Here is a 20,967-nt window from a genome sequence, read left to right on the forward strand (position 1 = left end):
TTTTCACTCTCATACTCCAAATTATTCAAATTTATCCAATGATAAATCATATTAGAATAATTACTTGAACTTTATACCATAAAATTATAAAAAAAACATCTTTATTTACATTGATGTCTTTTGAAAAACCTTAAATTTACCCGCCCAAAGCGGCCACCATCACCGCTTTAATCGTGTGCATACGGTTTTCGGCTTGGTCGAACACAATGCTGGCTCCGCTTTCAAACACCTCTTCCGTCACTTCCACGCCGTTTAAGCCGAAGGTTTCGTAAATCCATTCGCCGACGGTGGTTTCGCGGTTGTGGAAAGCGGGCAGGCAGTGCATGAATTTCACTTGCGCGTTGCCCGAAGCGGCCATCAGTTCGGGGGTAACGCGGTAAGCCTTGAGCAAGTCGATACGCTCCTGCCACACTTCTTTCGGCTCTCCCATGCTGACCCACACGTCGGTATGGATAAAATCCACGCCTTTTACCGCCTCTTCCGCGCTTTCGGTCAACGTGATTTTCGCGCCGGTTTCGGCGGCCACGGCCTGCGCTTGGGCGATGATGTTTTCAGACGGCCACAAGGCTTTCGGCGCGCCGATGCGCACGTCCATGCCCAATTTTGCCCCCAAAATCAGCAGCGAATTGGCCATGTTGTAACGCGCATCGCCGACATAGGCATAGGCTACCCGGTTCAGCGGCTTATCGCTGTGTTCCTGCATGGTCAGCGCATCGGCCAGCATCTGCGTGGGGTGGAATTCGTTGGTCAGACCGTTGAACACGGGTACGCCTGCATATTTAGCCAGTTCTTCGACGATTTCCTGCCCGAAGCCGCGGTATTCGATGCCGTCGTACATGCGCCCCAGCACGCGCGCGGTATCTTTGATGCTTTCCTTATGCCCGATTTGGCTGCCGGTCGGCTCGAGATAGGTAACGCCTGCGCCTTGGTCGCGCGCGGCCACTTCAAACGCGCAACGCGTGCGGGTGGAGGTTTTCTCGAAAATCAGGGCGATGTTTTTGCCTTTCATCCGCTGCACTTCGCGGCCTGCTTTTTTGGCGGCTTTGAGTTCGGCGGCCAGTTGCAGATAATGCAGGATTTCGTCTTGGGTAAAATCTAAGAGCTTGAGAAAATGGCGGTTTTTGAGGTTCATTTCGTTCTCTCTGTCATCATGTTTTCAAATGGATTTCAAAATATTTTTTCAGACGGCCTGATGAAAGGCAAGGCCGTCTGAAACGTTAAAACAGCACTCCCTGCTCCATGCCGCTTTCCAAGTCGAGCAGAAACCTTTTGCGCGCGATGCCGCCGGCGTAGCCGGTCAGTTTGCCGTCGCTGCCGATGACGCGGTGGCACGGAATCAGAATCGAAATTTTATTTTGCCCGTTGGCGGCGGCGACGGCGCGGACGGCCTTCAAATTGCCCAACTGCCGTGCCTCTTCTTTATAGCTCAACGTTGCACCGTAGGGAATGGTGGACAAAACCTGCCAAACCTGTTTCTGAAAAACGGTACCGACCATGTGCAGCGGCGTAGAAAAAGTTTTCAGACGGCCTGCGAAATATTCGGCCAATTCCGCTTGTAAAACATCATGATACACACTTTTCTGCCAACTGAAATTGGCCTGAAGCACGGAGTGGAGACGGTCGAGCTCGCCTTGCAGATTTTTCTGATCGGCAAATTCGAGCAGACACAAGCCTTTGCTGCTGAACACGGCCAGCATTTTGCCGATGGGCGTGTCAAACCGCGCCACGTTCAAAACGGCGGGAAAGCCGTCGTTATGGGGGAAGCGCAAATCGGTCGGATTCATTTCAGACGGCCTTTTTTATCTGTTTTCAACGGTATATGCGGTTTGTTTTAAGTTGCAGGACGCAATCATTGCTGCTTTTTTTCTTGTGGCGGTGATGGATCAATGGCTTTAACCGCCCAAAGCCACCCTTCCCCTAACCCCTTCCCGTCGGCGGGACGGGGAACAGGGTGCTGATGGTTTAAAAACAAGCTTTCCGCCCGATTGGTTTTCAGACGGCCTCAACTTCCTATTTCAGCAACTGAGCCATCATACCTTCGTAAACGGCTGATAACTTGGGAATATCGTCGAGCAATACGTTTTCATTAATCTGATGAATCGTCGCGTTGCTCGGCCCCAGTTCAATCAGTTCGGCGGCAATCGCTTTGATGAAACGGCCGTCTGAAGTACCGCCGCTAGTGGACAGCTCGGCTTCCACGCCGCAGATATTTTGAATCGTTGCACGCGCCACGTCGGTGAGTCGTCCGGCTTGGGTCAAAAACGGCTGGCCGGAACAAGACCATTGCAAATCGTAATCCACGCCGCAGCGGTCGAGGATTTCGTGCACACGCTGCTTCAGGCTTTCTTCGGTGGATTCGGTGGAAAAGCGGAAATTGAATTTGACGTTGAGTTCGCCCGGAATCACGTTGGTCGCGCCCGTGCCGCCGTTGATGTTGGAGATTTGGAAGCTGGTCGGCGGAAAATAATCATTGCCGTTGTCCCATACTTCTTGGGTCAGAGCCAGCAGCGCAGGGGCGAACGTATGCACGGGATTGACCGCCAAGTGCGGATAAGCGATATGACCCTGCCTACCCTTGACGGTAAGGTTGCCCGACAGCGATCCGCGACGGCCGTTTTTCAACATATCGCCCAAAGTTTTGGTTGCAGTCGGTTCGCCGACGATGCAGTAATCTATCGACTCGCCGCGCGCTTTCAATGCGTCCACAACCTTGGTCGTGCCGTCGTGCGCATCGCCCTCTTCGTCGGAGGTAATCAGCAGCGCAATGCTGCCCGCGTGATGCGGATTTTCGGCGACAAAACGTTCGCAGGCGGTCACGAAACAGGCAATGCTGGTTTTCATGTCCGCCGCACCGCGCCCGTACAGACGCCCGTCGCGCTCGGTCGGTTCAAACGGCGGCGAGTCCCATTTCTCCGCAGGCCCGCTCGGTACGACATCGGTGTGTCCGGCAAAACACAGCACCGGCGCGCTATTGCCGCGGCGCGCCCAAATGTTTTTGGTGTCGCCGAAATTCATTTCTTCAACGGTAAAACCGATTTTTTGCAGCCGCTCGGCCAAAAGCTGCTGGCAGTTTTGGTCGTCGGGGGTAACGGAGGGGCGGGAAATCAGTTGTTTGGCTAAATCTAAGGATTGGGTTTCGGTCATTTTTGTGTTTTTTTCTTAATAAGGTTTGAGGCCGTCTGAAAACATTTTTTCAAATCATGTCCGCGTGGGCATGAATGCCCTACGACTTTCAGACGGCCTGAGAATGCTTGTGATGATAACGGGAGACGTGTTGTCTGACAACGCACAGGCCGTCGCGAAAGCCCGTTCACTTAAAACACGCCTCATACAGCGGAAGCAGTTCCTCCACCGCCTGCGCAATCCATTTCTGCACGTCCTTCCTGCCCAAATCCTTACGCTCGATGTGTTTGCCGATACAGAAAAAATCGTCTTCGTTACGCAGGCAGATGTTTTCAGACGGCGTTTGTGCCACGGTTTGATAATCGGCGTATTCGTCTTCCGCGCCGTGCCATATGTCGAAAGCGGCGTATTTCTGCGCGTCGAGTCCGTCCAGCCATTGGTTATATTGTGGCAAGGCGATGGGCGACACGCCGGCTTTGTAGCAATGCCAATCGAGGCTGACGGTGAGACGGCGGCGGTTGAGCAGGATGGAAATAATCGCGGCGGAATCTTTGTATTGCGCGTATTTGAAATAGGCAAAAAAGTGCGCACGCACCTGCCAGCCGTTGCACCAGCGTTCGATGTGCGGCGGCGCAAAGGGTTCGCCCAAATCGTCGGCCACGCGCCCGATGAGTTCGCGCCAAATCTGCCAATGGTGTTTATACGCGGCTTTGGTCGGCTCAATCATTTCCGGCGCGTGTTTTTTCATTTGGGCGAACTGGTAAAAGGGGATGTCGAAAAGTTCGCTGCTTTGCGGAGTGAGCATGGCGGTTCTCTTTGGATAAGTGGAATGTTTTTTGAATGAATCGGGCTTTCAGACGGCCTTGGCGATGATGAAGGCCGTCTGAAAAATAAACGGCATTTCAATGCGTTACTTTTTTCTTCTCGCCGCCATTATCGCGCCGATTTCGGTCAATTTGTCTTTGGGAATAAAGGTTTTGCCCATTTCAAACAAGGGTTCTTCAATGCCCAGATGCACATCGTACCCGGCGGTAAACCGCTGCAATGCTTCGGTATCCAATCGGTACTCCGCATCAGCCTCCAATCGGGCAAACTCGGCGGACACGGCCTGCCAGTTTTCATGCAGGCTTTCGTGTTGGCGCAATAATTCGTCTATGCTTTCCTGCGCCTGCGGCGCGTATTGCAGCAGCAGGGGAAAGAAGTTTTCCTCTTCGTCTTCATGGTGCAAAGGCGCGGCAACGTTGAAATACTGGCTGATTTGACGAATGGCCTGCAACACGACATCGGTACGCCCGTTCTCGGCGACGTAATCGGGCAGCAGCGTCACTTGGCCGCAAAAACGGCGCACTTTATCGTGGCAAGCATAGAGCATATCAATCGGTTCGGCAAAGGTTACGCTCCGGTTATCGAACGGATTCATGGTTTGGTCCTTACTTTTCAGACGGCATGGCTTTGGATTTTACGCTTTTTGTCCGCCTTATAAAACAAAACAGCCCGCAACGGTGCGCAGGCTGTTCGATTCGGTTTTAATCGACTGAAATAATCAGTCAACCAAAGTCACGGTACCGTTCATCAAAGCACCGTGTCCCGGGAAGGTGCAGACGAATTTGTAGCTGCCGTCGGCCAATTTGGCAGGATCGACTTTGATGGTGTCTTCTTCGCCGCCACCAATCAGTTTGGTGTGGGCAACGACACGGCTGTCACCGGCTTTCAGGTAATCGGCATCAGGACCTGCGGCCACGCCGTCTTTGAATACGCCTTCCTGGTCTTCAGCTTTGGTAATCACCAAGTTGTGGCCCATGCTGGCTTTAGGCTGGGTGCCGACGTGTTTCAAAGTGATGCTGAATTCAGGACATGCTTTGCTGATTTGGATGTCTTTGGTGTTGAACTGCATCGCATCGTTGGATTCGACGGTCACCGCGCAATTGCCGGCTGCCGGAGCAGCGGCTTCAGCAGGCGCGGCGTCTGATGCAGGTGCTGCATCGGCAGGCGCTTCGGTCGCGGCAGCAGAAGCAGCAGGTGCTTCGGCAGGCGCGGCCGGGGCGGCAGGTTCTTGAGAGCAGGCAGCCAAACCGATGACGGCAGCGGAAATCAGAGCCAGATAAGCTTTCATATATATCTCCTAAATGATGGGCGTTTCACATTATCAAACATTAAAAATATTTTGCCTAAAGGCATAATCTGAGTTTAGACAAATTTACGGACAACGAAGTATGCGACTTTATTCTGCGACAAACTTTGATTTAAATCAAAGTTCAAAGCATGATTTACACCCCATTACAATTTGAAAATAAATTGTATTCAGACCAAGTATTTTTCCATTCCGATATTAACGTTTCTTAACAGGAGGGTTTGCGGTAATGCTTTTTTACTAAATTTTCCAAGCGTTCCGCCAATTTCGGATGCTGCTCCTGCAGTTTGGCGGCGGTCTGCTCGAAACTCTGCAACGCCGCATCGCTCAAAACCAAAGTATTGCTCCGCTCCTGTTCCGACGGTTTGGGCAGCACCCTGACCTGCACCGCTTCAATATCGTCGCGCAACAACCTCAGCTGCGGCAGCAGCGAAGGCAAAATCATTTTGAGACGCGAAGAAGCCATATTGTTCGCCGCGAGCAATACCAAGTTGCCGCTTTCGACACAGGCCGTCTGAAAGTGCGCGCTCAGATTGGCCGGCAGGATTTTTTTCACCTCCCTGTCCAGCCGCTGCCATTGTTGCGCTTGTTGCAACAAGGCCTGCAACCGCCGGTCATTCTTGCCCAATTGTTCCAAATTCATGTTTCAGACGGCCTTTTCGTTCAGTCAGTGATTATGTCAACAAATATTGAAATACGGTAAAACTGTCTCTATTTCAGACGGCATTCCCACTTTACACAACAGCTTGTGTTAAAATCCGGCTTTCGCCATCCATTATTTTATATCGGGCGCAGGAACCATTCATGCTGACAAACATTGCAAAGAAAATCTTCGGCAGCCGCAACGACCGCTTGCTGAAACAATACCGTAAATCCGTCGTGAAAATCAATGCCCTCGAAGCCGATATGCAGGCTTTGAGCGACGAAGCATTACAAGGGAAAACCGCAGAATTCAAACAACGCCTGGCCGAAGGTGCCTCATTGGACGACATCCTGGTCGAAGCGTTTGCCGTCTGCCGCGAGGCCAGCCGCCGCGTGTTGGGTATGCGCCATTTCGACGTTCAGCTCATCGGCGGCATGGTGCTGCACTACGGCAAAATCGCCGAAATGCGTACCGGCGAAGGTAAAACCCTGGTCGCCACCCTGGCCGTTTACCTGAACGCCCTCTCCGGCAAAGGCGTGCACGTCGTTACCGTCAACGATTACCTGGCCGCACGCGACGCAGGCATTATGGAGCCTCTGTATAACTTCTTAGGCTTGAGCGTCGGTGTGATTGTTTCCGAAATGGAGCCTTTCTACCGCCAAACCGCTTACGGCGCCGACATTACCTACGGCACCAACAACGAATTCGGCTTCGATTACCTGCGCGACAACATGGTCACCGACCAATACGACAAAGTTCAGCGCGATCTGAATTTTGCCGTGGTCGACGAAGTCGATTCCATTCTGATTGACGAAGCCCGCACCCCGCTGATTATTTCCGGCCAGGCCGACGACAATGTGCAGCTTTATCAAGTGATGGACAGCGTTCCGGCGCAATTAATCCGCCAAGAAACCGAAGACGGCGCGGGCGATTATTGGGTCGACGAAAAAGCGCACCAAGTGATTTTAAGCGAAGCCGGCCACGAACACGCCGAGCAGATTCTGACCCAAATGGGCTTGCTGGCCGAAAACGACTCGCTCTATTCCGCCGGCAATATCGCACTGATGCACCACCTGATGGCGGCATTGCGTGCGCATACCCTGTTCCACCTGGATCAGCATTACGTCATTCAAGACGGCGAAATCGTGATCGTCGATGAATTCACAGGCCGTCTGATGGCCGGCCGCCGCTGGTCGGAAGGCCTGCACCAGGCTGTCGAAGCCAAAGAAGGCGTGGAAATCAAGCGCGAAAACCAAACCTTGGCTTCCATTACGTTCCAAAACTATTTCCGTCTCTACACCAAGCTGTCGGGCATGACCGGTACCGCCGATACCGAAGCTTTCGAATTCCAAAGCATTTACGGCTTGGAAACCGTGATTATTCCGACCAACCGCCCGATTCAGCGTAAAGACTTCAACGACCAGATTTTCCGCTCGACCGACGAAAAATTCGAAGCGGTGGTCAAAGACATTCAGGAATGCCATGCCAAAGGCCAGCCGGTATTGGTGGGTACGACCAGCATCGAAAACTCGGAACTGGTTTCGCGCCTGTTGACCGAAGCCGGTTTGCCGCATAATGTTTTGAACGCGAAAGAACACGAGCGCGAAGCCTTGATTGTTGCCCAAGCCGGTAAGGTCGGGGCGATTACCGTGGCCACCAACATGGCCGGCCGCGGTACCGACATCGTGTTGGGCGGCAACCTGAAACACCAAACCGACGCCATCCAAGCCGACGAAAACTTGAGCGACGAAGACAAATCCGCGCAAATCGCCGCGTTGGAAAACGGCTGGCAGGCCGAACACGACCAAGTTGTCGCAGCAGGCGGTTTGCACATCATCGGTACCGAACGCCACGAAAGCCGCCGCATCGACAACCAGCTGCGCGGCCGTGCCGGACGTCAGGGCGACCCTGGTTCGAGCCGTTTCTACCTCTCGTTTGAAGATCCGCTGCTGCGCCTGTTCGCACTCGACCGCGCCGCCGCCATTCTCAACCGTCTGGCACCGGAACGCGGCGTCGCCATCGAACACGGCATGCTCACCCGCCAAATCGAGGGGGCGCAACGCAAAGTCGAAGGCCGCAACTTCGACATGCGTAAACAGGTGTTGGAATACGACGACGTGGCCAACGACCAGCGTAAGGTGATTTACCACCAACGCAACGAAATCCTGACCAACAAAGACGTTACTGGATTAACCAAAGACATTCGCGCCGAAGTCATCAGCGACTTGGTCGATGCCCACATGCCGCCGGACACCATGGAAGAGCAATGGGATCTGCCGACGCTGCAAAGCAAACTCTTGGCCGATTTCCGCCTGAATGCCGACATCGCAGGCTGGCTGAAAAACGATAATACACTTGACGGCCAAGACGTGAAAGAACGCCTGATCGACCACATCGAAACCGAATACGCCGAGAAAATCGAACTGGTCGGCCAGCAGCAAATGGCTGATTTCGAACGCAACGTCATGCTGCAAGTCATCGATAACCAATGGCGCGAGCATTTGGCCGCGATGGATTACCTGCGTCAGGGCATCCACCTGCGCAGCTACGCGCAAAAAAATCCGAAGCAGGAATACAAACGCGAAGCCTTTGCTATGTTTGAAAACCTGTGGAACGGCATCAAACACAACATCGCCTCGCTGCTGGCCTCGGTTCAAATCGAACGCAACGATACCCCTGCCGAAGACTTTGCCGCCCAACAAATCACCGACATCCAGGAAATGCATTCCGACGCTCCGGACATCGAAGACTTGCTCGGCGAATCGAAAACCGACCTGGCGACCGAAGCCTTTGACCCGACCGGCAACGACTTCAGCCCCGAGACCTTGGCTGCCAAAGGCGAACTTGTCCACCGCAACGACCCGTGCCCGTGCGGCAGCGGTTTGAAATACAAGCAGTGTCACGGCAAATTGAGCTGATTGATTGAAAATGAATCAAGGCCGTCTGAAAAGCTTTTGCGTTTTCAGACGGCCTTTTATTTCTGTAAAAGCTATTTAAATCAGCATCATCGAATCAACTCCAAATCGGCTTTTTTTAGCGGCTGAGACCTCTGCGGTGTTGCCATCTTTACTTGCCAACCCGAAAGTCTCTCCCCGAGTCTCTTCCGAGAGAAGCAAGCTGCCGAAGCGTTCCGACAATTCAATATTTATCAATCCAAAACGCAGACACAGCCTTTTCATCCGTCATGCACAACAATTCTGCCAGACCGTCTGAAAACAAAACCCGTTTCAGACGGCCTTTATGTTAAAATCCGACCCGTTACGTTTAACCACATCCAGAGCAACACTATGTCAGGCAACACTTTCGGACAACTCTTCACCGTGACCACCTTCGGCGAAAGCCACGGCCCTGCTTTGGGTTGCATCATCGACGGCTGCCCGCCCGGGCTGGAACTGAACGAAGCCGACATCCAAACCGACCTCGACCGCCGCAAGCCCGGCACCAGCCGCCACGTTACCCAACGCCGCGAAGCCGACGAAGTGGAAATCCTCTCCGGCGTGTTCGAAGGCAAAACCACCGGCACACCCATCGCGCTCTTAATCCGCAATACCGACCAGCGCAGCAAAGACTACGGCAATATCGTGCAGCAATTCCGTCCCGGCCATGCCGATTATACCTATTGGCACAAATACGGCACACGCGATTACCGCGGCGGTGGCCGCTCCTCCGCCCGCGAAACCGCTGCACGCGTGGCCGCGGGCGCAGTGGCGAAAAAATGGCTGAAAGAAAAATTCAATACCGAAATTACCGCATTCGTTACCCAAATCGGCGAAAAAGAAATCCGGTTTGAAGACCGTGAATTTATCGGCCAAAACCCGTTTTTTGCCGCCAACCAAAGCCAAATCGCCGAACTTGAAACCTATATGGACAGCGTGCGCAAATCATTGGACTCCGTCGGCGCAAAGCTGCACATCGAAGCAAAAAACATCCCTGTCGGCCTCGGCGAACCGGTGTTCGACCGTCTTGACGCTGACATTGCCCACGCCATGATGAGCATCAACGCCGTCAAAGGCATCGAAATCGGCGCAGGTTTCGACAGCGTGGCGCAACGCGGCAGCGTGCACGGCGACGAACTCACGCCCGAAGGTTTTTTAAGCAACCACGCCGGCGGCATTCTCGGCGGCATTTCCACCGGCCAAGACATTCATGTCAATATCGCCGTCAAGCCGACCAGCTCCATCGCTACGCCGCGCCGCAGCATCGACATCCACGGCAATCCGGTCGAAATCGCCACCCACGGCCGTCACGACCCTTGCGTCGGCTTGCGCGCAGCCCCGATTGCCGAAGCCATGCTCGCTTTGGTGCTGATGGATCACGCATTGCGCCACCGCGCACAAAACGCCGATGTACGCGTCACCACACCCGATATTGCCGGTTTCAAAAGATGACCTGCATTTTTCAGACGGCCTGTATCCAAATCAGGCCGTCTGAAAAAATCCCGCACAAAAAATTTAGCCAAAACAGCAGCTTTATACTACAATGCCAAGCATTCGCCGTGCAGCCAAAGACGCGGCTTCAGATTCACAGGATACAGACAATATGACACAAGAAACTGCTTTGGGCGCCGCGCTGAAAACCGCCGTCCAAACCATGAGCAAAAAGAAACAAACCGACATGATTGCCGATCATATTTACAGCAAATATGATGTATTCAAGCGTTTCAAACCGCTGGCCGTCGGTATCGACCAAGATTTGGTCACTGCCCTGCCGCAATACGACGCCGCGCTGATTGCCCGCGTACTCGCCAACCACTGCCGCCGTCCGCGCTACCTTAAAGCATTGGCACGCGGCGGCAAGCGTTTCGATCTGAACAACCGCTTCAAAGGCGAAGTAACCCCTGAAGAGCAGGCCATCGCGCAACAGCATCCTGCCGTACAGCAAGCCATGGCCGCCCAAGCCGAACGCCAAGCAGCCAAAGCTGCGGAGCAAGAAGAATCCGACCGCTCCGAGGCAGCAACAGCCGCTGAAACTCCGGCAGAAAAAGAATAATTGCGCGTTGTCCGCATCCGCATACCAAAGGCCGTCTGAAAATATTTTCAGACGGCCTTGCTATATGGTTTATCGTTATTTCCGTATCAGGCGATTTTAAAGCAAGAACTTCACAAATCGGGTTAACAATCCAGCCTTGAATATTGAAAAATGCCGGAATGCGGGACTTCGCATTGAAAAATAAGTTTCCGCCATAAATCTGGATGCCCGCCAAGAAACGTTCCAAACGGACAAATTATCAAGCCCTCTTCAATCGGGAAACTTCATCCCCATCAATTTGATGCTGCCGTCTTTGTTCAACTCCTTGATGGTCAATTCGAATTCACCAATGCCGACGCGGTCGCCCTCCACCCATTTGCTGCCTTCCGAACGCAGTTCAAATAATTCGCTCAAGCTCAGGCTCTCTTCGTTCGGCTGCAAATTCAAACCGTAGGCCTTGGCCAAATCCCCGGCACGGCTGGCCGGATCAAACGAAAATTCGCCGAAATAATCGAAATTCAGCAAGACGCTCTTGTCGGTTTCGGTAAAGTAGTACGCCATTTTTTCCACCTGATCGTCAGGCAGGATATACCAGGCGATGTCGTCTTTTTTCAGCTTGGTATCGCTTTCCAGCTCGATTTTTCGGCCGTCGCGGACCAGCGCGAAACAGCGGCGGTCGAAACTGGCGGAAATCGGTGCCACATCGTCGGGATGCACGCCTTCGGCCTCCGAGTCCGCCACCACTTTGAACGATGTCATGCGTACCGCTTCTTTTTCCGCCAGCCAAATATCGCGGCTGTCGTTCGGTTCGGGCTTGGGCGGCATGGCCACTTTCAGCAGGCGCGCCATCACCGGAATCGTCGTGCCCTGAATCAGCAGAGACAGCACCACCACCGCAAACGCCACGTCAAACAACGCCCGCGAATTGGGCACGCCCATCACCAAAGGCATCATCGCCAGCGTAATCGGCACCGCCCCGCGCAAACCCAGCCAACTGATATAGGCCTTTTCGCGGATACTGTAATTAAACGGCCATAAGCCGCTGAATACCGCGACCGGACGTGCCACCAACATTAAAAACGCCGCCAGGACAACCGCTTCCGAGCCGCGTTCCAATACGTTTGACGGCGTCACCAGCAAACCTAGCACCACAAACATCGTCGCCTGCGCCAACCACGCCAAGCCGTCCATCACCCGCAAAACATGTTCGGTGGCGTGGTTATGCTGATTGCCGACCAACACGCCGGCCAGATATACCGCCAAAAAGCCGCTGCCGCCAATCAGGTTGGTAAAGGAGAATACCAGCAGACCGCCGGACACAATCATCAAAGCATACAGCCCTTCCGCCAGATTCAGACGGCGTACCAGTTTAGCCAACAATTTTCCGCCGATAAAGCCCATCAGCAAACCGAAGCCTATCTGCAGCAGCAACATCCAGACAAACGAAAATACCCCCGCTTCTTCGGGTTTTACCATCATCGCAATCAGGGCAGTCACCAAAAAAATCGCCATCGGGTCATTCGCACCCGATTCGATTTCCAACGTGGCCTGTACGCGGTCATTCAGCCGCACACCGCTGTTGCGCAACAGGCTGAATACCGCACCGGCATCGGTCGAGCCGACAATCGCCGCCATCAACAAACCGAACCGCCAGTCGACATCCAAATAAACAGTAGTGAAAATGCCCAATAACGCCACGCTGGCAAACACGCCCCACGAGGCCAATACCGCCGCCGGTTTCAACCCGATGCGGAAGCTCTGAAAGCGCGTACGCAAACCGCCGTCAAGCAGAATCACCGCCAAAGCAAGCTGGCAGATAAAATTGGCCGAGACGAAATTGTCAAACTCAATGCCGCCTATCCCTTCCTCGCCCGCCAAAATACCGACCGCCAGAAACACCAGCAGCAAAGGCATACCCAGACGCGCCGAGAGCGTGGTAGAGACCACGCTCACAAACAGCAGCGCACCGCCGAGCAGGAATAAGATATTCATCCAATCCACGTTTTCAATCCTCCTTATCCTTATGCAGTGTGTGGGTGGGCGGCAAACCATACATGCCGTTTCAATGATTTCTTGCAGGTAAAATATTTTAACACAGCCCATCCCCCTAAAAGTCCGACCTTCGGTAATCTTTTCTTACTTTAATGCAATCCCGCCCGGAGAGATTCCGCCGATAACGCCATAACGGGTTTCTTGCGCAAAGCTTCCCTCATTAACCATTTAATTTCATTAAAGGCCGTCTGAACGCTGGAAACCGTATCATTTTCAGCTATAATACTGGATTTTGTGACGCCATATCCGCCGAAACATACCGGTATATCAGCGGATACTGCACGCAACCATGATTTTTTTCTTTTCGTAGGAATCCGCCAATGGCCTTCGCTTCCCTTTTCACCCTGCTTGACGACATTACCGCTGTCTTAGATGACGTGGCTCTGATGACCAAAATGGCCGCCAAGAAAACCGCCGGCGTTGTCGGCGACGATCTGGCTTTGAATGCCAACCAAGTGACCGGCGCATCTGCCGATCGCGAACTGCCGATTATCTGGGCGGTAACCAAAGGTTCGCTGGTCAATAAAATCATTTTGATACCTGCCGCATTGCTGCTGTCCGTCTTTCTACCCGCAGCCATTACGCCGCTGCTGATGATCGGCGGCGCGTATCTTTGTTTTGAAGGCGTGGAAAAGCTACTGCATAAATTGCTGCACAAACACGACGAAGAAGCCGCCAACGACCACGCCACCGATGAAATTTTCGATGAAAAAAGCAAAATCAGAGGCGCCATCCGCACCGATTTCATTTTGTCGGCCGAAATCATCATTATCGCCTTGGGCGTCGTCGGTTCTTACGGATTACTGACCAAGTCTTTGGTACTGACCGCCATCGGTTTGGGCATGACCGTTGTGGTTTACGGCTTGGTTGCGCTGATTGTGAAAGTGGATGATTTCGGCCTGCACCTCATCCAAAAAGGCAGCAGTGCCGCAAACGCCGTAGGCCGAGGCATCATCGCCTTCATGCCGTGGTTTATGCGCGGATTAAGCGTAGTCGGCACCTTGGCCATGTTCTTGGTCGGCGGCGGTATCATTACCCACAGTTTCGGTCCCATCCATGACTTTCTGCATGCCAACCACTGGGACACCGGACTGATGGCACAGGCAGCCAATTTGGTTGTGGGCGTGATTACCGGTGCGGTGATTTGCGCCGTGGTACTGCCTTTGATGAAAGCGTTCCGTAAAAAACATTGATTTCTCTGCGCAGGCCGTCTGAAATCATGTAATTTTGCTGCCATCGATAAGGCCGTCTGAAACATTACATTTCAGACGGCCTCCCCCTTTTCTTAAAATTGAAGCATGAAGATTCTCCGCAAACTCGAAACCTATTGGCAAAAACCCCTGCTCTATTGGCCGTTGGTCATATTGATTGCAGCCGCAACGCCGCTCACTTTCGCTCCTTATTACCATTTCTGGCTGATGCCGCTCCTGTTCGGCGCGCTTATCCGCCTGATCGAGCTGCGCCCGCGCGTAGCCGTTTCGACTGCTTATGTATTCGGTTTCTTTGCTTACGTATCGCAGTTTTATTGGATTCATACGGCCTTACATGATGTTTCCGGTTTGCCGAACCTTTATGCCGTTCCCATGACCTTATTGCTGCCGGCCTTTTTGGCGCTCTACCCTGCCCTGTGTTTCTGGTTATGGAAAAAATTCCACTTCCCGCGCTGGATTAAAGTCGGCATCGTCCTGCCGATTTTATGGACGCTGACCGAATTTGCCCGCGAACGCCTTCTTACCGGTTTCGGCTGGGGCGCATTAGGCTATTCGCAAATTACCAAAACCAGCCCCTTGGCCGGTTTCGCGCCCGTCGGCGGCATTCACCTGGTTACCTTTGCCACCGCCTGCATCGGCGCATGGCTGGTATTGCTGGTGGATAACGCAGGCCGTCTGAAAAACCGCCTGATGCCTTTGTGTTGCGGCGTAGCGTTATGCACCGTCGGCTATATCGCCCAAGAAGCCGAATTTACCCGTCCGGACGGCAGCACCAATACCGTTGCCCTCCTGCAAGGCAATATCGAGCAAAACATCAAATGGAAAGAAGACCAAGTTGTTCCGACCATTCAAAAATATTACGAGCAAATCAGCAAAACCCAAGCCGACATCGTGATTTTGCCGGAAACCGCTATTCCGGTCATGCGTCAAAACCTGCCCGAAGACGTGCTTAACGAATTTGCCGCCCAAGCGCAAAGCAACGGCAGCGCGCTGGCCTTGGGCATCAGCCAATACACGCGTGACGGCAACGGTTATGAAAACGCGGTGGTTAACCTGACCGACTACAACAATACCACCGGAGAAATCCCTTATTACGCCAAAAACCATCTCGTTCCGTTCGGCGAGTACAAACCCTTGCCCGCCATTACAAATGTACTCTACCGCCTGATGGACATGCCGTTGGCGGATTTCCGCAAAGGCGGCGAAGGCCAAGCCCCTCTGGTCATGAAAGAGCAACGCGTTGCATTTAACATCTGCTACGAAGACGGTTTCGGGGACGAATTAATCGCCACCGCCCGCCAATCGACGCTTCTGGCCAACGTCAGCAACATGGCATGGTACGGCGATTCCAACGCCATGTATCAACAATTGCAGCAATCGCAGGCACGCGCAATGGAGTTAGGCCGCTATATGGTACGCGCCACCAACACCGGCGCAACCGCCATTATCTCCCCCAAAGGCAGCATCATCAGCGAAGCCGAAGCCAATACCGAAACCGTATTGGAAGGCCACATCAAAGGCTACACCGGCGAAACACCCTATATGAAAATGGGCGGCTCATGGTGGCTGATAGGCCTGTTGTCCGCCGCAGCCCTACTGCTGTTCGCCCTGCGCAACCGGCAGGACTGATGCCGACCTAAGTCACTTTCAGACGGCCTTTCCCGACAGGCCGTCTGAATTTGCATTTACACCTGAAGCAGATTGTTTTATAATGAACTTACTCCTGACAAAACTACTCAAATATTAAAAATAAATCATATTTCAAAAAATACAAAATTTAACCTATCATTCATGCAACATTAACACAAAAAAGCCGTCTAATAGCCATACCGAATCAGTAGTGCTATACTACTTTGCCATACCTATTCTAAGCGGTTGCCGCCATCGGCAGCACACATAAAAAAAGGAAAGCCACTCTAATGATGAATCACGCTTTTGCATTACCCGTCGTCCACAGCGGTAACGGCAGCTTGGAGCAGTACATTCATACCGTCAACAACATTCCCATGCTTTCTGCCGAAGAAGAAACCCAACTGGCGGAGCGTCAACAAAAAGGCGACTTGAACGCCGCCAAACAACTGATCCTTTCCCATTTACGCGTAGTGGTGTCCATTGCCCGCGGTTATGACGGCTACGGTCTCAACCAAGCCGACCTGATTCAGGAAGGCAACATCGGCCTGATGAAGGCCGTCAAACGCTACGAACCGAGCCGCGGCGCACGCTTGTTCTCCTTCGCCGTGCATTGGATCAAAGCCGAAATCCACGAATTCATCCTGCGCAACTGGCGTTTGGTGCGTGTCGCCACCACCAAACCGCAACGCAAGCTGTTCTTCAACTTACGCAGTATGCGCAAAAGCCTGAATGCCCTGTCGCCCAAAGAAGCGCAGGCCATCGCCGATGATTTGGGCGTAAAACTTTCTGAAGTATTGGAAATGGAACAGCGCATGACCGGCCACGACATCGGCATCTTAGCCGACAGCAACGACGATGAAGACAACTTCGCACCGATTGACTGGTTAGCCGACAACGAAACCGAGCCTACCCGCCAAATAGCCAAGCAAGCGCATTACGCGCTGCAAACCGAAGGCCTGCAAAACGCTTTGGCGCAATTGGACGACCGCAGCCGTCATATCGTTGAAAGCCGCTGGCTGCAAGACGACGGCGGGCTGACCCTGCACGAACTGGCTGCACAATACGGCATATCCGCCGAACGTATCCGCCAAATCGAAGCCAAAGCCATGCAGAAATTACGCGGCTTTTTGGCCGAAGAAGCCGAAGCGGTTTAATCATCAAACCAAGGCCGTCTGAAAATTTCAGACGGCCTTTTCTTTTGTACTCAAAAGGTTAGCTGAATCTCACCCTGCTAAAATTTGACAATCGAACAGATTGCACAAGCTGCAAAACATTCTTTTCAAACCCGACTTAGGCTATAATAACGCTCTCGCACACACTACCCAGTTCCAACATTCCCATGCAACTTACCGCCGTCGGACTCAACCATCAAACTGCGCCCTTGAGCATACGCGAAAAGCTGGCTTTTGCTGCGGCAAGCCTGCCTGATGCCGTGCACAGTCTGGCCAGTAGTGCGGCGGCCAAAGAAGCGGTCATCTTATCCACCTGCAACCGCACCGAGCTTTACTGCGTCGGCGAAACCGAAGAAATTATCAAATGGCTGGCAAAATATCATGACCTGCCCGCCGATGAAATCCGCCCCTATCTTTACACCCTCGACAGCAATGAAACCGTGCGTCATGCTTTCCGTGTTGCCTGCGGGTTGGATTCCATGGTTTTGGGCGAACCGCAGATTCTCGGCCAAATCAAGGAAGCTGTGCGCATCGCCCAAGAACAGGACAGCATCGACAGCAATCTCAATGCCCTGTTCCAAAAGACTTTTGCCGTAGCCAAAGAAGTGCGCACCGACACAGCCGTGGGTGAAAACTCGGTTTCTATGGCTTCTGCTTCGGTGAAAATGGCCGAACAGATTTTCCCCGACATTGCCGATCTGAATGTTTTGTTTATCGGCGCAGGCGAAATGATTGAATTGGTCGCCACTTATTTTGCCGCCAGAAATCCGCGCCTGATTACCGTTGCCAACCGCACGCTGCCGCGTGCGCAAGAATTGTGCGACAAGCTCAGCGTCAACGCCGAGCCGTGCCTGTTGAGCCAATTACCCGACATCATGCACGAATACGACGTGATTGTGTCGTCCACCGCCAGCCAATTGCCGATTGTCGGCAAAGGCATGGTCGAGCGCGCTTTGAAAAAACGGCACCATATGCCCGTGTTCATGCTGGATTTGGCCGTACCGCGCGATATTGAAGAAGAAGTCGGCGAATTAAACGATGCCTATCTCTACACCGTCGACGATATGCAGGACATCGTCCAAAACGGAAAAGAAGCGCGTCAAAAAGCCGCTTCCGCTGCCGAGGCGATGGTAGAAGAAAAGGTCGGCGAATTTGTCGAATGGCAGAAAAGCCGCCAAAGCGTACCGCTGATTCGCGCACTGCGCGACGAAGGCGAACGCGCCCGCCGCCAAGTGTTGCAAAATGCCATGAAACAATTGGCCAAAGGTGCATCTGCCGAAGAAGTATTGGAACGCCTCTCCATCCAACTTACCAACAAGCTGCTCCACTCCCCTACCCGGGCTTTAAACAAAGCCGGTTCGTCCGACACCGGCATCATCGATACCGTTGCCCAAATCTATCATTTGGACTCTCATAAATAAAGCCCCTGAAACCTTTGTAAAACTGCCGCCATGAGCCGCACAGGGTAAACGCAGCGGCCTGGTGCAGCTCATGGCAGGCATATGGTTTCAGGTTTTGCCAAAGTCTTTTTTGGTAAAAAGGCCGTCTGAAAACGAACGCAGTGAGTTTTCAGACGGCCTTTGCTTTCCAATCAATACCAGCCGCGTACTTTCATCGCTTTTTCAATGCGGCGGATACTCATCATATACGAAGCGGTACGCAAGTCCACGCTGTATTCCTGCGCCAGATTCCAAATGTCTTCAAAGGCACGGCGCAAGACGACGGTCTGTTTTTCCTGTACTTCGTCAAATTCCCAATAATAGCCTTGCAGGTTTTGCACCCACTCGAAATACGACACTACCACACCGCCGCAGTTGGCCAGAATATCGGGAACCACCAACACACCGTTGGCATTCAAAACCGCGTCCGCTTCCGGCGTGGTCGGGCCGTTTGCGCCCTCCACCACGATTTTGGCTTTCACGTTGCCTGCGTTTTCGGAAGTAATCTGGTTTTCCAACGCACAAGGAGCCAGCACGTCCACTTCCAAAGCCAAGAGTTCGGCATTGGTGATTTCTTTGCCGTAACCGGCTTGGTTGGTAATGAAACCGTTGGCTTGGTACTCTTTCAGCACCGCATCCATATCAATGCCGTTTTCATTGTAAATCGCCACGTCCACGGTCGAAATCGCCACGACTTTCGCACCCGATTGGTGGGCATACAGGCCGGTATGGTAGCCGACGTTGCCGAAGCCCTGAATAGCGTAAGTCGCGCCTTTCACGTCTTTGCCGAGTTTTTTCAATGCTTGAACCGCGGCAAAATTCACGCCGTAGCCGGTGGCTTCGTTACGCGCCAGCGAACCGCCGAAATCCACCGGTTTGCCGGTAAATACGCCCGGTGCGGAATGTTTCACGATGCTTTCGTACTCATCGACCATCCACGACATAATTTTGCCGTTAGTGTTCACATCCGGTGCGGGAATGTCGATTTTCTCGCCGATCAGCGGCGCAATCGCATTTGCGTAGCCGCGGGCGATGCGTTCCAGCTCGGCTTCGGAGTAGTCTTTCGGGTCAAGCGTGATACCGCCTTTGCCGCCGCCGTAAGGCAGACCGGCCACGCAGCATTTGAAGGTCATCCAAGTCGACAAGGCTTTGACCTCGTCCATATTCACATGCGGATGGAAGCGGATGCCGCCTTTATAGGGGCCGACGGCATTGTTGTGCTGCGAACGGTAGCCGGTAAAGGTTTTGACCGTACCGTTGTCCAGTTTCACGGGGAAGTTCACCTCCAGCACGCGCATCGGGTTTTTCAGGATTTCATAAACCGCAGGATCGGCGTTCAGGCGGTCGCAGGCGGTTTTGACCTGTTTTTGTGCGATTTCAAAAGGGTTCAACGTTTCTTTAGCTTGGTTTGACATCTCGATACGTCCTCTTAGAATAATGTATGACACCAACGTCGTGCCGCCACTATAGCAAACTTCTTTCGCTTTTATAAATAAAATATTTTAAAATCAATGTAGTAAACCTACTTTGTTGACATTATTGACGGGATAAATGCATTTTCCGCATTCCATTGATATTTTTCAGACGGCCTAGTCCGTTGAATTTAAAACCATCATCCGCCGCCGCCATGCCGTCTGAAACGGTTGCCGGAGAAAAATTTTCCGCAAAAATATTTTGCGTTTGTCAACAAAATTCCGCGAAGTTTCGACGCCGCGCGGCCAAACCCTTACGCCGAACTTGCCGCATCAATTTTTCAGACGGCCTTTTTCGGGTAAAATCAAGCCTGCTTAATTCTGGAGAAAACCATGCCCGCACCGACCATCGAACACGTCCAAGCCGTTGCCTTCGACCTCGACGGCACCTTATGCCATTCCGCACCCGACCTGATTGCCGCCGGCAACGCCATGCGCGCTCATTTGGGCATGGATGCGCTGCCCGATGCCGAAATCGAAAGCTACATCGGCGACGGCCTCGGCCGGCTGGTGCACCGCGTCATTACCCGCGAGCGCGAAACCGACGCCGCACCCGATATTTGGGAAAAAGGTTTCGTGTTCTACATGAAATACTACCGCGAGCATTTAAGCGACTTGACCCGCCTCTACCCCGAAACCGAAGCCGGTTTGGGGCTGCTCAAAACCCTGGGCATTCCGCTGGCCGTGATTACCAACAAAAACGAGATTCTGGCGGTCGAATTGTTGAAACAGCTCGGCATCGCCGATTATTTCAGCCTGATTCTCGGCGGCGACAGCCTGGCGGAGAAAAAGCCGAGTCCGCTGCCGCTGAAACATTGCGCCGAAGTTTTGGGTGTCGATATTGCCAACATGATGATGGTCGGCGATTCGCGTAACGACATCACCGCCGCAAAAGCCGCCGGCTGCTTCAGCGTGGGCGTCACCTTCGGCTACGGCGACATGACTTTATTGTCGCAAGAAAAAGAAACCAAACCCGACTGGCTGATCGGTTCGCTGCCCGAAATCTACGAAAACCTGCAACCGCAAAAAGCCAAAGACGACGAATAAAACCCGTCAGGCCGTCTGAAAATAGCCAGCCAACATTTCAGACGGCCTGATGGATTTTCCACTTCAACTCATTCATC

General features: G+C 52.9%; 16 protein-coding genes and 1 pseudogene. 8 read left to right on the forward strand and 9 right to left on the reverse strand.

Annotated features, from left to right (window positions below; genetic code table 11):
• Positions 1–136 precede the first annotated feature (136 nt).
• The 7 genes and pseudogenes from ACM67E_RS08885 to ACM67E_RS08915 form a co-directional block, all read right to left on the reverse strand.
• Positions 137–1,132: an ornithine carbamoyltransferase gene (locus ACM67E_RS08885; RefSeq protein WP_416191094.1), complete on the reverse strand. Its 996-nt coding sequence runs from the start codon at positions 1,130–1,132 to the stop codon at positions 137–139.
• 85 nt (positions 1,133–1,217) lie between these two features.
• Positions 1,218–1,745, reverse strand: a pseudogene (locus ACM67E_RS08890) (methylated-DNA--[protein]-cysteine S-methyltransferase); the annotation flags it as partial.
• 265 nt (positions 1,746–2,010) lie between these two features.
• Positions 2,011–3,144 carry a succinyl-diaminopimelate desuccinylase gene (gene dapE, locus ACM67E_RS08895; protein ID WP_416191095.1) on the reverse strand — a complete coding sequence of 378 codons (1,134 nt, stop codon included), beginning with the start codon at positions 3,142–3,144 and terminating at the stop codon, positions 2,011–2,013.
• Positions 3,145–3,310: 166 nt separating this feature from the next.
• Entirely contained in the window at positions 3,311–3,928 is a 618-nt protein-coding gene (locus ACM67E_RS08900; RefSeq protein ID WP_416191096.1) for an HI_0552 family protein, read from the reverse strand.
• Positions 3,929–4,033: 105 nt separating this feature from the next.
• Complete coding sequence (locus ACM67E_RS08905) at positions 4,034–4,543, reverse strand: hemerythrin domain-containing protein (RefSeq protein ID WP_416191097.1); 510 nt, start codon at positions 4,541–4,543, stop codon at positions 4,034–4,036.
• Between the two features lie 123 nt (positions 4,544–4,666).
• Entirely contained in the window at positions 4,667–5,236 is a 570-nt protein-coding gene (gene azu, locus ACM67E_RS08910) for an azurin (protein WP_416191098.1), read from the reverse strand.
• A 226-nt stretch (positions 5,237–5,462) separates the two neighbouring features.
• Entirely contained in the window at positions 5,463–5,897 is a 435-nt protein-coding gene (locus ACM67E_RS08915; RefSeq protein WP_416191099.1) for a DciA family protein, read from the reverse strand.
• Positions 5,898–6,058: 161 nt separating this feature from the next.
• Here ACM67E_RS08915 and secA point away from each other — a divergent pair, with 161 nt between their 5' ends.
• The 3 genes from secA (at position 6,059) to ACM67E_RS08930 (ending at position 10,886) form a co-directional block, all read left to right on the forward strand.
• A complete protein-coding gene (gene secA / locus ACM67E_RS08920) occupies positions 6,059–8,815 on the forward strand; it encodes a preprotein translocase subunit SecA (protein ID WP_416191100.1) in 2,757 nt (918 codons plus the stop codon).
• 369 nt (positions 8,816–9,184) lie between these two features.
• Positions 9,185–10,285 (forward strand): chorismate synthase, encoded by a 1,101-nt coding sequence (gene aroC / locus ACM67E_RS08925; RefSeq protein ID WP_416191101.1) that lies wholly within the window; start codon positions 9,185–9,187, stop codon positions 10,283–10,285.
• Between the two features lie 151 nt (positions 10,286–10,436).
• Positions 10,437–10,886, forward strand: a complete 450-nt coding sequence (locus ACM67E_RS08930; protein WP_416191102.1) for a ProQ/FINO family protein — start codon at positions 10,437–10,439, stop codon at positions 10,884–10,886.
• Between the two features lie 249 nt (positions 10,887–11,135).
• Here ACM67E_RS08930 and ACM67E_RS08935 read toward each other — a convergent pair whose 3' ends face one another.
• Positions 11,136–12,857: a potassium/proton antiporter gene (locus ACM67E_RS08935; protein ID WP_416191103.1), complete on the reverse strand. Its 1,722-nt coding sequence runs from the start codon at positions 12,855–12,857 to the stop codon at positions 11,136–11,138.
• Between the two features lie 380 nt (positions 12,858–13,237).
• Here ACM67E_RS08935 and ACM67E_RS08940 point away from each other — a divergent pair, with 380 nt between their 5' ends.
• From ACM67E_RS08940 to hemA, 4 genes are all read left to right on the forward strand, one after another.
• Positions 13,238–14,110: a DUF808 domain-containing protein gene (locus tag ACM67E_RS08940; RefSeq protein ID WP_416191104.1), complete on the forward strand. Its 873-nt coding sequence runs from the start codon at positions 13,238–13,240 to the stop codon at positions 14,108–14,110.
• Positions 14,111–14,215: 105 nt separating this feature from the next.
• Positions 14,216–15,757 (forward strand): apolipoprotein N-acyltransferase, encoded by a 1,542-nt coding sequence (gene lnt, locus ACM67E_RS08945; RefSeq protein WP_416191105.1) that lies wholly within the window; start codon positions 14,216–14,218, stop codon positions 15,755–15,757.
• 293 nt (positions 15,758–16,050) lie between these two features.
• Positions 16,051–16,914 carry an RNA polymerase sigma factor RpoH gene (gene rpoH / locus ACM67E_RS08950; RefSeq protein ID WP_416192766.1) on the forward strand — a complete coding sequence of 288 codons (864 nt, stop codon included), beginning with the start codon at positions 16,051–16,053 and terminating at the stop codon, positions 16,912–16,914.
• Positions 16,915–17,099: 185 nt separating this feature from the next.
• A complete protein-coding gene (hemA, locus tag ACM67E_RS08955; RefSeq protein WP_416191106.1) occupies positions 17,100–18,353 on the forward strand; it encodes a glutamyl-tRNA reductase in 1,254 nt (417 codons plus the stop codon).
• Between the two features lie 170 nt (positions 18,354–18,523).
• On the opposite strand, the gene ACM67E_RS08960 is transcribed toward hemA, so the two are convergent.
• The gene (locus ACM67E_RS08960) at positions 18,524–19,786 is read right to left on the reverse strand and encodes a Glu/Leu/Phe/Val family dehydrogenase (RefSeq protein WP_416191107.1); all 1,263 of its coding nucleotides are present in this window, start codon (positions 19,784–19,786) and stop codon (positions 18,524–18,526) included.
• Positions 19,787–20,176: 390 nt separating this feature from the next.
• Between ACM67E_RS08960 and ACM67E_RS08965 the strand changes: the two genes are divergently transcribed.
• Positions 20,177–20,890, forward strand: a complete 714-nt coding sequence (locus tag ACM67E_RS08965) for a phosphoglycolate phosphatase (RefSeq protein WP_416191108.1) — start codon at positions 20,177–20,179, stop codon at positions 20,888–20,890.
• The last annotated feature ends 77 nt before the right edge of the window (positions 20,891–20,967 follow it).

Origin of the sequence: Neisseria sp. CCUG12390 (assembly GCF_047837985.1) — a bacterium.
Classification (GTDB): domain Bacteria; phylum Pseudomonadota; class Gammaproteobacteria; order Burkholderiales; family Neisseriaceae; genus Neisseria.

Bases quoted from the DNA above. Each gene is read 5' to 3' on its own strand.
- ACM67E_RS08960 (WP_416191107.1), bottom strand. From the start codon at position 19,786: ATGTCAAACCAAGCTAAAGAAACGTTGAACCCTTTTGAAATCGCACAA.
- dapE (WP_416191095.1), bottom strand. From the start codon at position 3,144: ATGACCGAAACCCAATCCTTAGATTTAGCCAAACAACTGATTTCCCGC.
- rpoH (WP_416192766.1), top strand. From the start codon at position 16,051: ATGAATCACGCTTTTGCATTACCCGTCGTCCACAGCGGTAACGGCAGC.
- lnt (WP_416191105.1), top strand. From the start codon at position 14,216: ATGAAGATTCTCCGCAAACTCGAAACCTATTGGCAAAAACCCCTGCTC.
- ACM67E_RS08965 (WP_416191108.1), top strand. From the start codon at position 20,177: ATGCCCGCACCGACCATCGAACACGTCCAAGCCGTTGCCTTCGACCTC.
- ACM67E_RS08915 (WP_416191099.1), bottom strand. From the start codon at position 5,897: ATGAATTTGGAACAATTGGGCAAGAATGACCGGCGGTTGCAGGCCTTG.
- ACM67E_RS08885 (WP_416191094.1), bottom strand. From the start codon at position 1,132: ATGAACCTCAAAAACCGCCATTTTCTCAAGCTCTTAGATTTTACCCAA.
- ACM67E_RS08900 (WP_416191096.1), bottom strand. From the start codon at position 3,928: ATGCTCACTCCGCAAAGCAGCGAACTTTTCGACATCCCCTTTTACCAG.
- ACM67E_RS08905 (WP_416191097.1), bottom strand. From the start codon at position 4,543: ATGAATCCGTTCGATAACCGGAGCGTAACCTTTGCCGAACCGATTGAT.
- ACM67E_RS08935 (WP_416191103.1), bottom strand. From the start codon at position 12,857: ATGAATATCTTATTCCTGCTCGGCGGTGCGCTGCTGTTTGTGAGCGTG.
- azu (WP_416191098.1), bottom strand. From the start codon at position 5,236: ATGAAAGCTTATCTGGCTCTGATTTCCGCTGCCGTCATCGGTTTGGCT.
- secA (WP_416191100.1), top strand. From the start codon at position 6,059: ATGCTGACAAACATTGCAAAGAAAATCTTCGGCAGCCGCAACGACCGC.
- hemA (WP_416191106.1), top strand. From the start codon at position 17,100: ATGCAACTTACCGCCGTCGGACTCAACCATCAAACTGCGCCCTTGAGC.
- ACM67E_RS08940 (WP_416191104.1), top strand. From the start codon at position 13,238: ATGGCCTTCGCTTCCCTTTTCACCCTGCTTGACGACATTACCGCTGTC.
- aroC (WP_416191101.1), top strand. From the start codon at position 9,185: ATGTCAGGCAACACTTTCGGACAACTCTTCACCGTGACCACCTTCGGC.
- ACM67E_RS08930 (WP_416191102.1), top strand. From the start codon at position 10,437: ATGACACAAGAAACTGCTTTGGGCGCCGCGCTGAAAACCGCCGTCCAA.